Source organism: Paeniglutamicibacter sp. NPDC091659, assembly GCF_044756805.1.
In the GTDB taxonomy this organism is placed as follows: Bacteria; Actinomycetota; Actinomycetes; order Actinomycetales; family Micrococcaceae; genus Paeniglutamicibacter.
The window spans coordinates 1-13,256 of the sequence record NZ_JBIVTO010000023.1 but is presented as its reverse complement, the minus strand read 5'-3'; the positions used below and the strand labels follow the sequence as shown (position 1 = coordinate 13,256).

Below are 13,256 nucleotides of genomic sequence, written 5' to 3'. Positions count from 1 at the left end.
TCAAGCCGAACCTCGACTACCCGGCCGGCCCGACGTACCACCTGATGGGCTTCGACACCGAGATGTTCACCCCGATCTTCATTGCCTCGCGCATTGTTGGTTGGACTGCGCACATCATGGAACAGCGCGCTTCAAATGCGTTGATCCGCCCGCTCTCGGCCTACAACGGCCCGGAGCAGCGCTCCTTCTAGCCCGGAGCCAGACAACGACGAGAGGTGTGCAGCCATTTGGCTGCACACCTCTCGTCGTTGTCCTCCGAGGGTTCCGGAATCGACCAACGGCCCTGGGTCTCAACTCGCCAGCAGCTTCGCCTTGATGGATGCGAACTCGGCATCGGTGATTTGCCCGCGCGAATGAAGGGCTGCCAGCAGTGCCAGGTCTTGCACCAAGGAGCGCGAACCGGTTTTCGCCTCTGCTGCTGCCGCATATCCCCGGTGCTTCCTGGCTCGGCGTTCGGGACGTTGCCGAGTGCTTCTCTTGTGTGTGATCGCACCGGTCACCCAAAACATCAGGGCCAGAAGCGCTGTCACCAAACCGACCGCATTCAAGAGCGGCGCATCTGCGACGCCCATCAGGGAGAGACCGCCGAAGATCACCACGACGGGTGCCACTGCACGAGCCACCCGCAGCGTGTTCCTGCCAAGGTTTGCCGGCAAGCGGAATACAACCTGGTCCTCGGGAATCGCATGTTGGTCCATACCCCGAGGATACGAGCCCAGCATGCCGAAGGCCAGTGTGTATTCGTTGACTCTAGAAGCAGCGCGCCGTCCCACCTGTCCCGTTTCGGATCGGCAGGCAGGTCGGATCCGCAGTGCCGGGCTATCCGACGTGATCGAGGGTCAAGAGCGAGGCAACCTTCTTCGCGTCCGTGTACTCGGGCGACTTCAGGTAGGCATCACGTTCGGCCTGGTTCTTGAATCCCATGGGGCCGACCCATTCGGTGGCGAACAGGGTGCGATCCTTCCGGTCAACACCAAGACGCACGTCGCAGGCCCTGCCGGTGGCTGGCATGTCGCCCGGGAACAAACCCACCCATGAATGTTCGTAGCCGTCTGTAGTCACCTTGGTGATCAGGGCAAGTTTGAGCGGTCCCGAATCCGCCATGACCCCGCTCTGCGATTCGCCGTCAAGCCTGTAGCTCGTTTCGGGATCGGAACAATCCGTCGGCTCGAAAAGCGAGCCATTCTTCACGCTCACCAGCTTGAGGACCTGCTTGCCTCGGATATCAAAGGCCTGCAGTTCGTACCGTTCCGCTTCTGTCAGGTCGCTCTTCACGTCGTCGGCAATGGGGTTTCCGCCCTCGTCGAACATTGATTCCTTCAACTCCCAGTACGGGTAGGTGATCGAAAGCAACGTGTTCGAGTATTCGTGGAACTCATTGGAGGCAGCCTTGCCCATCCAAGACGCGGTATCGGGACCCAAAAGGCGGACGATGCCCTTGTCATCGAGACCCATTTTCCGGAGCCGTTCCAGCTGCTCGGGTTTGCTGGCCGAATCACGAGGATTTCCCATCGCCCTCAGGTCCGGCCATCCCATGACCGGGAATCCAAGTGAGTTGTTGATCCCACGGCTCTGTTGTTCGTCGACAATCCACGCGCCGTCGACCCAGCGCGCAATGTAGATTCCCGAACCGCCGTCCGCGTTGTAGCCGTTCGCAAATGCCAGGTCCGTGCTCTGGACCGCCGCATAGTCGTCCATGCAGCCAACGACCGGGTAGGCATTCGCGTCGTATGGAAGCGCGGCGTGGCTGCCATCCAACTTCTCGAGTTTGATGGTCCGCAGATCCAGGGCATTGCAGGCATCGTTGTCCTGGAAATAGACGTCTTGGTGCGCAGGGACCAGGAAGTTGGGAAGCCCGTAGTCGGTTTTCGACACCATGTAATCGTCGGTGGAGGCGCTTTCCGATGGACCCGCCGTCGGATCTTCCGGAACCAAGGTCGTGCGTCCGGCAGGGCCCGTTGCGTTCGGCGCCTCCCACGGCGCCCACACAACAATGCCGGCCGCAACGGCAGCGATCGTCGAGACAGCCGCGAAGATCCGCCATCCCCGGAAAAGCTTGCTGTCGCCTATGGGTTGCGGGGTCTGGTTAAAAACCGGGCCCGGAACCTGTAGCTGGAGCGGTCCGGGGCCGCCGACGTTGTGCCGCTTGGCTGGATCGGCGTCGGAGATGAGGATCTCGAGGTTGTCCATTACTTGTTGCCGCCCTTCAACGTGCTCGTTGGTGCCTTGCGTTCAAATGCCTTGCGGGCCCGGAAGAGCCTGGACTTGGCGGATTCGACCGAGCATTCCAGCAGCGCAGCAATATCGCTGGTCGAGAGCCCGTCCCAGTACGCGAGCATGAGCACTTCGCGGTCCTTCTCACGAAGGGTTTCCAGCACCGCCTGGACCTGTTCGCCCAGCTGTGACTCGTTGTTTCTCAGTCCCGTGACATGCTGGGTCGCAATCTTCAGTGCCATCATTTGTTCCCTGCCCAGTGACCGGATTTCATTGCTGACAAGGTTCTTGGTCGTGACCAGGAGCCACGGCAGCGCATCGGGTCCCACGGGAATTGCGCGTTGCCAGGCAAGGCGAAAGGCGTCGTTGGTGATTTGCCGGGCCGACTCGATATCCAGGACACGGCGATATGCGTACCTGTAGACGTTCTGCGCATACAGTCTGTGCAGTTCTTCCACGTCCAATGCGGTGCGCGCTTCCACTGGCCCTCCCCCGAATCAAGGCCAGTGGTTTACCGGCCTTCTACTGTGTAATGTCCGGAAAGTCCGCATTGGTTGCAGGCTGACTTGGCATTTTGCTATCGGGCCAATTTACCGTGGAAAAACGTGCAACGGATTCATTGTCTTTTGCCAAGACCACTAGCGCGTCGAAGCGTTCCCCCGTGAGCAGGCGACCCAACCAGAGGGCCGAGTCGTCCCACATTTTCTCCAACGGCAAATGCCCGACTGGGTACCAGGCCGGCTCGAGCTCGTCCGTGGCTTTGGCCGGGCCCGTGAAGTCTCTTGCCAGGAAAATTGTGCAGTCCATATCGGCCGCTGGCACATAGGGGAACCGGAAGTAGACCCGGGCGGCAGGCTCCAGCGATTCCAACTCAGCGACCACGGATGTTTCTTCGTGCAGCTCACGAACGGCGGCTTGGACGGGGCTCTCCCCCGGCTCGATCTTCCCGCCGGGTGCAACAACCCGCCCGGCACCGAATCCGTGCTTCTTCAAGCCCAAGAGGACTTGCGTTCCGCTGAGCCCGCGCAAGACGGGAAGGCAGAGCACGACCTGGGTCGGCATCGAAGGTTTCGTGGCGTCCATGAGGGCGGGTCCTAACTATGGGCGCGCGGGTGTGCCGCCGCGTAGACCTCGCGCAGCGTGTCGGCGGTGACCAGGGTGTAGACCTGCGTTGTGGTCACCGAGGCATGGCCCAGGAGTTCCTGCACAACACGGACGTCCGCGCCGCCCTCAAGCAGGTGGGTGGCGAAGGAGTGCCGCATGGTGTGCGGGGAAACGTCTTGTTCGATGCCGGCCCGTTCCGCGGCCTTGTTCAGCACCGTCCACGCCGACTGGCGTGAAAGCCTGCCGCCGCGCTGGTTGAGGAACAACGCCGCCGTCCCCTTGCCCTTGCCGACCAGTTCGGGGCGGCCGCGCACCAGGTAGGCGTTGAGTGCATCAAGCGCGTATGAGCCCAACGGAACGATCCGCTCCTTGGAACCCTTGCCGAAGAGGCGGACCACGGCGGGACCTTGTGCCGGGCGTTCCAAATGCAAGTCATCCACGTCGAGCCCGACGGCCTCGGAAATACGCGCCCCTGTGGAATAGAGGAATTCTAGGATCGCGCGGTCTCGCAAACCTGCGGACGTATCGATCGAAACCGATTCGATGATGGCCGCGACCTGATCGACGCTGATTGCTTTGGGCAGCCGCCGCCCGGCGGTCGGCGGGTGCAGGTCCACCGCAGGGTTCGTGAGCGTCAACCCCTCGAGTTCCCAGAACTTGTGGAGGCCACGCACGGCAACGATGGCGCGGGCTGCGGAGCGTGCGCTCAAGGGTGCCGCGCCGTCTGCGCCGTCGCGCACGGCTTGGGCGAAGTTCGTCAGGTGCTGCAACGTCACCTCACCGGGGTCCGTCACGTCTTGTGCATGCAAAAAGAGCGCATATCGGAACAGGTCCCGGCGGTAGGCGCTCACGGTGTTCTTGGCCATGCCGCGTTCAATGGCCAGATGCTGAAGGTAGGTCGCCAAATGCTTGCCGATGGGCAGAGTAGCTGGATCCGGGCCCGGTGTCGGAACCGGGTCCGGGATTGTCTTCAGGCGCTGGGTTGCGTCCACGGCAGTTAGCCGGAGCGTTTCGTCCGGCGACGCTACAGGGAGCGGAACCGCCTGAGAGATCGTTTCCAACCGCAGGGTCGCGTCATCGGTGCCGATGGTCATTGGATTACGGCCTTAAAGCTTGGGATCGGCGGAACGCAGCCGCGGGTGGGCTTCAAACGGCGTGTCAAAAGGACGCAACGTGGCGAACCCGTCGTTGCGGACCGCTGCAGCCGCTAGAAGTCCGGCCACGGCCGAGGGGTTGTGGATCTTGCCGGCGAGAACTGCCGCGATTGCATCGTCAAGCGGGACCCAACGGATTTCCATGTCCGATTCTTCATCGGTGCGTTCGTGGCGTTCGTCTTCCGGAACCGGCACGGGATTGCGCGCAAGGAAGATCCGGATGGCTTCGGAGGAGGAACCCGGGGAGAGGAAGAGGTCAACTAGCACCGACCAGTCGGTGGCGACGAGATCTGCTTCTTCGGCAAGTTCGCGGGCAGCAGCAAGGTGCGGAGCCTCGCCCTCGATGTCCATGAGACCCGCGGGGATCTCCCAAAGCTTCATGCGCACGGGGTGCCGGTACTGATTGATCATCAGCACCTCATTGGCCTCGTTGAGGACCAATACGGCCACGGCACCCGGGTGGGCGATGAAGTCACGGACCAACGGAGCCATGTCGGGTGCGTACTCGAAAGTTTCCTGCACAACATCCCAGATTCGCCCGTCGTAGACGGTCTCGGAGTTAAGCAGGCGGCGAGGGCTGAACGAATCGCTCAGCACCTCGCCGTCTGTTTTAGCCATGTTGTTACTTGCCAGCGTTCTGGTGATCCAGAGCAGCCTTTACCAGCCCGGCGAAGAGCGGGTGCGGGCGTGTCGGGCGGCTGGAGAGTTCCGGGTGGGCCTGGGTGGAAACGTAGTATGGGTGTACTTCGCGTGGGAGTTCCACGAATTCCACGAGCTTGCCGTCCGGGGACGTCCCGGAGAAGACCAAGCCGGCTTCGGCGATCTGTGCACGGTAGGCGTTGTTGACCTCGTAGCGGTGGCGGTGACGCTCGGCCACTGCGGTCGTGCCGTAGGTCTCTGCGACAACGGAACCCTCGGTGAGGGTCGCGTCGTAGAGGCCCAAGCGCATGGTGCCGCCAAGGTCGCCCTTGCCGTCAACGATGGCCAGCTGCTCTTCCATGGTCGCGATGACCGGGTGCTTGGTGTCCGGTTCGAATTCGGTCGAGGACGCGTCGGCCAGGCCGACAACGTTGCGGGCGTATTCGATGACCATCGACTGCAGACCCAAGCACAGGCCCAGGGTCGGCATGCCGTTTTCGCGAGCGAACTTCAGTGCGCCGAGCTTGCCTTCGAGTCCGCGGATGCCGAAGCCGCCGGGAACGCAGATGGCGTCAACGCCGGCAAGTGCCTTCTTGGCGCCTGCTTCGGTCTGGCAGTCGTCGGAAGGTACCCAACGGATCTGGACCTTGGTCTTGTTGGCGAAGCCGCCTGCACGCAGTGCTTCGGTCACCGAGAGGTATGCGTCCGGCAGGTCGATGTACTTGCCGACCAGCGCGATTTCCACGTGGTGCTTCGGGTTGTGAACGGCGTCGAGAAGCTTGTTCCACTTCGACCAGTTCACATCCTTGAACTTCATGCCAAGGTGCTGAACGATGTACGCGTCCAAGCCCTGCGAGTGGATGACAACCGGGATGTCGTAGATGCTCGGTGCATCCGCGCAGTTGATGACCGCTTCCGGGTCAACGTCGCAGGTCTTGCCGAGCTTGATACGCATCTCCGCCGGGATCTCGCGGTCCGAACGGATCACGAGGGCGTCTGGCTGAATGCCGATGGAGCGCAACGCAGCAACGGAGTGCTGGGTCGGCTTGGTCTTCAGTTCCTGGCTTGGGCCGATGTACGGAACCAGGGAGACATGCACGAAGAAGACGTTTCCGCGGCCGATGTCCTGACGGATCTGGCGTGCGGATTCGAGGAACGGCTGGGATTCGATGTCGCCGACGGTTCCACCGATTTCGGTGATGATTACGTCGGGGGCCTTCTTGCCCTTGCCCGGCTCGGTGGCGGGCAAGCGCATACGGCGCTTGATCTCATCGGTGATGTGAGGGATGACTTGCACGGTATCGCCAAGGTAGTCGCCGCGGCGTTCCTTTTCGATGACCTCGGAGTAGACCTGACCGGTGGTCACGTTGGCCATTCCGGTGAGGTTTTCGTCCAGGAAGCGCTCATAGTGACCAATGTCGAGGTCGGTTTCGGCGCCATCATCGGTGACAAAGACTTCACCGTGCTGGAAGGGGTTCATTGTGCCCGGATCTACGTTGAGATACGGGTCTAGTTTCTGCATCGTGACAGAAAGGCCACGTGCCCGAAGAAGGTGACCGAGGCTGGAAGCCGTCAGTCCCTTACCAAGGGACGAGGCCACACCGCCGGTGACGAAGATATGCTTTGTCGTTTCAGACGACCGGGAATCAGGGGAAAGATTACGCTGCACCACGGGGTTCTACCCTATCACCTTTTCGTTGTTGGCTTATTGGGATTGACTCTACATGCTCGCTGGTTGGGGCGGGCGGAAAAACGTATTTAGGAGAGCGAGCTAACCAATTCTTGCGCGTCGCTCAGCAACTCCTCGGCATGGGCTTGGGCAGTGCTGGAATCTTCCTGCCCTGCCAACATCCGCGCCAACTCGCGCACCCGCTCATTCTCATCGAGCAGAACCACGTCGCTGGCGGTGAATCCCGCACCGTCGGCGGCGGCCGCGTTCGAAGACTTGATCACCCGGATGTGCCGGTCCGCGTAGGCCGCAACCTGCGGCAGGTGGGTGACAACTATCACCTGAACGTGCTTGGCAAGCATGGCCAGCCGCTTGCCGATCTCAACCGCGGCTTTTCCGCCGACGCCGGCGTCGACCTCGTCGAAGACGAAGGTCGGCACGGGGTCAACCGCGGCCAGCACTACCTCGATGGCAAGCATGACGCGTGAGAGCTCGCCGCCCGAGGCGCCCTTGCCCAGCGGGCGGGGCGACGAGCCGGCATGGGGCTGCAGCAGCATGGAGATGGCGTCCCTGCCGAAGCGGTTCGGCTCGTCGAGCGTTTCGATCTCCACGACGAACTTGGCATCCGGCATGGCGAGGGCGGCAAGCTCTGCCGTCACGCGCGAGGAAAGGTCCTTGGCGGCCTTGGCACGCAGCTTGCTGAGCTTGGCGGCAAGCTCCCCGACCTCGGTCTTGAGCGCCTCGGCCTCGGCCTGCAGGGCCTCGATGCGTCCGTCGTCGCCCTGGATCTCGGCCAGTCGGATGCGCGCCGCGTCGGCCCAGGCAATGACCTCGTCAACGCTGGGGGCGTACTTGCGAATGAGCTTGTTCAGGTCCGCACGGCGTTCCTCCAAGGCGGCCAAGCGCTCCGGTCCCTCGGAGTCCAGATCCGAAAGGTAGGCCGCAAGATCGGTTGAAGCCTCGGCGGCAAGGATCCCGATTTCGCTGAGCCGCTCGGCCAGCGCCTTCATCTCCGGGTCGTCGCCCGCCACCTGGTCAAGCGCATGCTTGGCCGTTTCCACGAGCGTAATGACGCTGACGGCATCGTAGGCGTCGCTGTTCAGCGCCTCGTGCGCCAGGTTCGCGGAGGTGCGCAGCGCCTCGACGTTGGAGAGCTTGAGAGATTCGTTCTTGAGGTTGGCGTCCTCGGCCGGCTGCGGATCGACCGCGTCGATTTCCTCGAGGGCAACCTGCAGGGACTCGGCCTCACGGATGCGTTCGCGCGAGGCCGCGGTGAGCGTCTCCAGCTCGCTGTTGGCCTGGCCCCAGCGGTCGAAGACGTCTTGGTAAGAGGCCAAGACCTTGCCCAGCGGTGCGCCGGCGAACTTGTCCAACGATGCCCGCTGGGTGGCGGCACCCTTGAGGCGCATCTGGTCGGTCTGCCCGTGGATGGCGATGAGGTCTTCGCCGAGTTCGACAAGGACCCCCACCGGCGCGGCACGCCCGCCGATCGAGGCGCGGCTGCGCCCCTCCGCGGACAACGTCCGGGTGATGATGAGCTCGGCTTCGTTGTCGAAGCGTTCGATGATGGCACCGGCTTCTTCGGCCCGGTCCAGCACCTTGCTCGTTGCGGGAAGCACCAGCGTGGCATCCGCAACCGCCTGCTTGGAACCATGTCGCACGGCACCGGCGTCGGCGCGACGGCCCAACAGCAACCCCAGTGCCGTGATGACCATGGTCTTGCCCGCGCCGGTTTCGCCAGTGACGACACTAAAACCGGGGCCCAAGGGCAATGTCGCCTGGGAAATGACGCCCAGATCGCTAATTCGGATTTCCTGGATCACAGCTGCCTCCGGTGTTCCTTGCCTGCGGTTGTGTCGGATTCCGGCTTGGGTCCATGGTGGCGTGGTTCAACCACCTGGAGCGGCGGGGTGATGATCGGCAGTGCCGTGGTTGCCGTTTCCCGGTCCTTCGGTTCCACCGGTCCGCGCCAGCCCTGGATGGGAAGCTCGAACTTGTTGACCAGGCGTTCCGAGAACGGCGTCTGGTTCAGTCGTGCCAGCTTGACTGGTATTCCGGAGCGGGTGACCTCCACGCGCGCTCCCGGCGGCAGCTCGATGGTGCGCCGTCCGTCGCACCAGAGCACCGCCTGGGCATCGGTGCGGGTCAGGATCTCAATGGCCAGGCGGGACGTGGGTGCGACGACCAACGGCTTGGCGAAGAGCGCGTGCGCGCTGATCGGGACCATCACCAGGGCCTCGACCTCCGGCCACACGACGGGGCCGCCGGCCGAGAAGGCGTATGCGGTGGAGCCCGTGGGGGTGGCCATGACGACTCCGTCGCAACCGAAGGTGCTCAGCGGGCGTCCGTCGACCTCCATGACCACCTCGATCATGCGCTCGCGGTTCGCTTTTTCGATGGCAGCCTCGTTCAGAGCCCAGGTGTGGGCGATGCGGCGGTTGTCCAGCCACACCTGGACGTCGATGGACATGCGTTCCTCGACGGTGTAGCTGCGGTCGGCAACGGCCTGCACGGTCTCCTGCAGGGCGGTGCGTTCGCTTTCGGCAAGGAACCCGACGTGGCCGAGGTTGACGCCCAGCAGCGGGACGCCCGCGTTGCGGACCAGTTCGGCTGCACGCAACACGCTGCCGTCGCCGCCGAGGACCACTCCGAGGTCGATCGAGTCAAGGCTGGTGTCTTCGTCGAGGACCTCCACCTCAAGGAGCTCCCCCTCGACGGTGTTGCGCACTGCCTGCATTTCGAGCCGGCGCATCACCGGTATCAAGCCGGATTCGCGCAGCCGTGAACAAGTATCTACGGCCGCCGAAAGTGCATCGTTTCGGCCGGTATGTGTCAGGACTAAGATCCTACGCATGCGTTCCTTTCCTCGGGTCACCGAAGGCCAGGGACATCAGATCCGATGCCAACAAGTCTAAGAATAGTCAACGTCCGGCCAGGCGCCGGTGTCGACGCGGGATAGTGCGGAAGCTGTTACGTTGCGCTCGGCGTCCTTTTGCAGCCACAGGAAGAACTCGACGTTCCCGTCCTGGCCGGGCAGCGGGCTTCTGGCGAGGCCGTGGACCGAAAGACCGGCCTCGTACCCGGCGGCGAGCACGGAGTCGACGGCCTTGCGCCGCTGGAGCGGGCTGTTCACGACGCCCGTGCGGGAAAGCTGTTCGCGGCCGATCTCGAATTGCGGCTTGACCATCAGCACCAGGTCGCCGCCGGGATCCGTGGCTCGGGCAAGCGCCTTCATGACCAGGGTCAGCGAAATGAACGAAAGGTCGGCAACGACCAGCTGCACCGTTCCCCCGATGTTATCGGGATCGAGGTAGCGGACGTTCATGCCTTCGTGGACGTGGACGCGCGGGTTTGCACGCAATTCGGGTACAAGTTGGTCGTGTCCGACGTCCACGGCTTCGACGTGGTCGGCACCCCGGCGCAGCAGCACATCAGTGAAGCCTCCGGTCGAGGCACCGGCGTCGAGGCAGCGTTTTCCGTCGACCGATACACGGTCGAACACTGCAAGTGCGCCGGCAAGCTTGTGGCCCGCCCGGCTGACGAATTCCTCGCCCTCGGTTGCCTTGACCTTGATGGGCGTTGTCGCATCAACGTTCTTGGCGGCCTTCGACTGTGCCACTCCCCCGATCGATACGCGGCCGTCGGCAATCAGGCGCGCGCCTTCGGTCCGGGACCGGGCAAGCCCGCGGGTGACTAGTTCTTGGTCGAGCCTGCTCACCATTGCTCCTGTGAGGTTGATCCGAGGTCGGCCGAAAGCTGGCCGTGGAGTTCTTCGTAGATGGCCAGGTGCTGCGCAACCGGCAGCCCCGCCAGCGATTCCAGGACGTCAAGATCGGTCGTTGTTCCCGGATCTGCACCGGCATGCGTCGCTTGCGTCGCGGCCGGGACCGGGCGCGCGAACTCGCCCGGGTTTGGAGAGTTGTTGGTGGTCGTCATCGGTTTCGAGCTTACGCCCTGTTGCCGACGGTTTGCACAAAGACGGTCGCCGGGGAGGTCGCTTCGTCGACATGCGGATGGGCCAGCCACCAGGCGGCACAGGCGGCGCGCCAGGCGTTCAGGTCGTTCTCGTCCCCGTCGATGGTGATGCTCTCGCCGTTGACGGAGGCGAAGGCGCTGCCGCAGCGGATGCCGAATCCGGTGGCCTTGATCGTCGGATAGGGAACATAGAGTTCGCCCAGGTCCCGGATCAGGAAGTCGGGGCGTTCGGCCGTCCGCGCCGCCAACGCCGTGGCCGCGGTGTCGACGCCGGTCAGCACCAGCGCGGTGCTGTAGCCGGCGTTGTTTCCGCCCAGGATGTCGGTGTCGAGCCTGTCGCCCACCACCAGGGGGCGTGTTGCTTCAAAGTTTTCGGCCGCTCGCTGGAACAGCAGCGGTTCGGGCTTGCCTGCCACGAATGGCTTGACGGTGGTTGCTGCCTGCACGGCGGCAACGAGCATTCCGTTCCCGGGGGCGATGCCCTCGGCCCGTGGAATGGTTTGATCTGTGTTGGTGGCCACCCAGACGGCTCCGCGGTTGATTGCGAAGGCCGCCTCGGCCAGGTCCTTCCAGCCGATCGAAGGGTCGAATCCCTGGATGACGCCCTGCGGGCCGTCACGGTGGCTGGTGACCAGCTCCATGCCGAATGCGGTGACGCAGTCGCGCAGGTAGGAGCTGCCAACCACGAGGATCTTGGATCCCCGCGGGAGCTTTTGTGCAAGGAGTTCGGCTCCCGCGTCCGCCGAGCCAAATACTTGGCCGGCGGACGCGGGGGCGCCCAGTTCACTCAGGTGCGCGGCAACGGCCTTCGGAGAGCGCGAGGCATTGTTGGTGACATAAGCCAACGCAACCGAATGCTCGCTCAACCCTTTCAGGGCCTCTATGGCCTTGGGTATTGCGCCGTTGCCGGCGTAGACTACGCCGTCAAGATCGGAGAGCAGCGCGTCAAAACCTGAGATCAGCATGGGTGGATCGAATTCCTACTTTTCGTCGTTTTCGTCCTGGTCGATGACCGGGGATGCGCCGTTGACGTTGATGATGGTTTCGTCTTCGTCATCGAGCTCCGGGTTGGATTCGTCGGTCGACGATTCCAGCGACTCGGCATCGATTTCGGTGACTGCATCTTCGTCGGACACCGCGGCGGCCTCTTCCGATGCCTCGTCCGATGCCTCGTCCTCGCGGGCTTCGGAACCAACGATGTCGCGGGCACGCGGGCGGCGTGCTTCGGTCTCGTCGTCTTCGCCGAAGTCGATGATTTCCGGCTCTTCGAACTGTCCGGTGCCCAGGGCTTCCTCGGCAACGGCGATCTGGTTGCGCCAGGTTGCTGCTTCCTCGGTGCGGCCCACGTTTTCCAGTGCATCGGCGTAGGCCGAGAACAGGCGCGGGCTGTAGCTGAAGGCACGGTTGAGTTCCAGCTGCGGGATCTCAAGCTCTGCCACGGCTGCTTCGAGGTTGCCGAGATCGTTCTGGGCTCCCGAGGCGACCATGGCCATCTCGACCTTGCCGTTGGCGTCGAGGGTCTCGATGACGTCGCTGTGCGCGATCTCCAGTGCCTTCTCCGGACGGCCGATGCCGCGCTCCGAATCGGCGATCAACGGAAGGTGCAGGTTGTTGCCGCTGATGCGACGGTGGGTGCGGAATTCACGCAGTGCCTCGGCCCATGCGCCTGCTGCGTATGCGGCCAGGCCAACTGCCTCGCGAACGACCGCCACACGGCCGCCACGACGGCTGGCTGCAATGGTGTGCTCATAGGCAAGCTCCGGGTTGATCGCGATCAAGCGGCCGGCCATGACCAGGTGCTTGGAGACCCACTCGTTGTTGACATCGTCAAGGTAGCGCAGTTCCGCACGGGTGATGCGGTCAAGCTCCTTGCCGGTTACATCGGCGTCGATTTCCGGCGAACGGCCACGTTCCGGGCTGTTGGAGCTGCGCAGGTCGGCCGGGTTGTGGTTACGGCGTGCTGCCTCTTCGTCGCGCAGCGATTCGAGATCAGCGGTGCTGGTCTCGGTGCGGGGCTTGAATCCACCGCGGTCTTCACGGGGCTTGAAGCCACCTTCGCGGCGGTCGCCACCCTGGAATCCGCCACGGTCTTCGCGCGGCTTGAAGCCACCTTCGCGGCGGTCGCCACCCTGGAATCCGCCACGGTCTTCGCGCGGCTTGAAGCCACCTTCACGGCGGTCGCCACCGGAGAATCCACCACGGTCGTTGCCGCCACGGAATCCACCGCGGTCTTCACGGGGCTTGAAGCCACCTTCACGGCGGTCGCCACCGGAGAATCCACCACGGTCGTTGCCGCCACGGAATCCACCGCGGTCTTCACGGGGCTTGAAGCCACCTTCACGGCGGTCGCCACCGGAGAATCCACCACGGTCGTTGCCGCCACGGAATCCACCGCGGTCTTCACGGGGCTTGAAGCCACCTTCACGGCGGTCGCCACCGGAGAATCCACCACGGTCGTTGCCGCCACGGAATCCACCGCGGTCTTCACGGGGCTTGAAGCC

15 protein-coding genes are annotated in these 13,256 nt (G+C 63.5%); 2 read left to right on the top strand and 13 right to left on the bottom strand.

Annotated features, from left to right (window positions below; translation table 11 throughout):
- Positions 1 to 191 (top strand): citrate/2-methylcitrate synthase (locus ACIQLF_RS21720; RefSeq protein WP_400303292.1); only part of this gene is annotated, 191 nt, incomplete at its 5' end.
- 99 nt (positions 192 to 290) lie between these two features.
- Here ACIQLF_RS21720 and ACIQLF_RS21715 read toward each other — a convergent pair.
- From ACIQLF_RS21715 to ACIQLF_RS21655, 13 genes are all read right to left on the bottom strand, one after another.
- Positions 291 to 698 (bottom strand): SHOCT domain-containing protein, encoded by a 408-nt coding sequence (locus ACIQLF_RS21715; RefSeq protein ID WP_400303290.1) that lies wholly within the window; start codon positions 696 to 698, stop codon positions 291 to 293.
- Between the two features lie 121 nt (positions 699 to 819).
- Positions 820 to 2,190, bottom strand: a complete 1,371-nt coding sequence (locus tag ACIQLF_RS21710) for a hypothetical protein (protein ID WP_400303288.1) — start codon at positions 2,188 to 2,190, stop codon at positions 820 to 822.
- Positions 2,190 to 2,696, bottom strand: a complete 507-nt coding sequence (locus ACIQLF_RS21705) for an RNA polymerase sigma factor (protein WP_400303285.1) — start codon at positions 2,694 to 2,696, stop codon at positions 2,190 to 2,192. Before ACIQLF_RS21705 ends, ACIQLF_RS21710 begins: the two co-directional genes overlap by 1 nt.
- 40 nt (positions 2,697 to 2,736) lie before the next feature.
- The gene (locus tag ACIQLF_RS21700; RefSeq protein WP_400303283.1) at positions 2,737 to 3,297 is read right to left on the bottom strand and encodes an 8-oxo-dGTP diphosphatase; all 561 of its coding nucleotides are present in this window, start codon (positions 3,295 to 3,297) and stop codon (positions 2,737 to 2,739) included.
- Positions 3,298 to 3,308: 11 nt separating this feature from the next.
- Entirely contained in the window at positions 3,309 to 4,412 is a 1,104-nt protein-coding gene (xerD, locus tag ACIQLF_RS21695) for a site-specific tyrosine recombinase XerD (protein WP_400303282.1), read from the bottom strand.
- Positions 4,413 to 4,424: 12 nt separating this feature from the next.
- The gene (locus ACIQLF_RS21690; RefSeq protein ID WP_400303279.1) at positions 4,425 to 5,090 is read right to left on the bottom strand and encodes an NUDIX domain-containing protein; all 666 of its coding nucleotides are present in this window, start codon (positions 5,088 to 5,090) and stop codon (positions 4,425 to 4,427) included.
- Between the two features lie 4 nt (positions 5,091 to 5,094).
- The gene (locus tag ACIQLF_RS21685) at positions 5,095 to 6,783 is read right to left on the bottom strand and encodes a CTP synthase (protein ID WP_400303276.1); all 1,689 of its coding nucleotides are present in this window, start codon (positions 6,781 to 6,783) and stop codon (positions 5,095 to 5,097) included.
- Between the two features lie 86 nt (positions 6,784 to 6,869).
- Positions 6,870 to 8,603 carry a DNA repair protein RecN gene (recN, locus tag ACIQLF_RS21680; protein ID WP_400303273.1) on the bottom strand — a complete coding sequence of 578 codons (1,734 nt, stop codon included), beginning with the start codon at positions 8,601 to 8,603 and terminating at the stop codon, positions 6,870 to 6,872.
- Positions 8,600 to 9,634 (bottom strand): NAD kinase, encoded by a 1,035-nt coding sequence (locus tag ACIQLF_RS21675; RefSeq protein ID WP_400303271.1) that lies wholly within the window; start codon positions 9,632 to 9,634, stop codon positions 8,600 to 8,602. Before ACIQLF_RS21675 ends, recN begins: the two co-directional genes overlap by 4 nt.
- A 57-nt stretch (positions 9,635 to 9,691) precedes the next feature.
- Positions 9,692 to 10,501 carry a TlyA family RNA methyltransferase gene (locus tag ACIQLF_RS21670; RefSeq protein WP_400303269.1) on the bottom strand — a complete coding sequence of 270 codons (810 nt, stop codon included), beginning with the start codon at positions 10,499 to 10,501 and terminating at the stop codon, positions 9,692 to 9,694.
- Positions 10,495 to 10,716 carry a hypothetical protein gene (locus tag ACIQLF_RS21665; RefSeq protein ID WP_400303268.1) on the bottom strand — a complete coding sequence of 74 codons (222 nt, stop codon included), beginning with the start codon at positions 10,714 to 10,716 and terminating at the stop codon, positions 10,495 to 10,497. The genes ACIQLF_RS21670 and ACIQLF_RS21665 overlap by 7 nt, the downstream gene beginning before the upstream one ends.
- Positions 10,717 to 10,727: 11 nt before the next feature.
- Positions 10,728 to 11,720 (bottom strand): HAD-IIA family hydrolase, encoded by a 993-nt coding sequence (locus tag ACIQLF_RS21660; protein ID WP_400303265.1) that lies wholly within the window; start codon positions 11,718 to 11,720, stop codon positions 10,728 to 10,730.
- Positions 11,721 to 11,735: 15 nt separating this feature from the next.
- The gene (locus ACIQLF_RS21655; RefSeq protein WP_400303262.1) at positions 11,736 to 12,545 is read right to left on the bottom strand and encodes a hypothetical protein; all 810 of its coding nucleotides are present in this window, start codon (positions 12,543 to 12,545) and stop codon (positions 11,736 to 11,738) included.
- Positions 12,546 to 12,551: 6 nt separating this feature from the next.
- Between ACIQLF_RS21655 and ACIQLF_RS21650 the strand changes: the two genes are divergently transcribed.
- Positions 12,552 to 13,256 (top strand): hypothetical protein (locus tag ACIQLF_RS21650; RefSeq protein ID WP_400303259.1); only part of this gene is annotated, 705 nt, incomplete at its 3' end.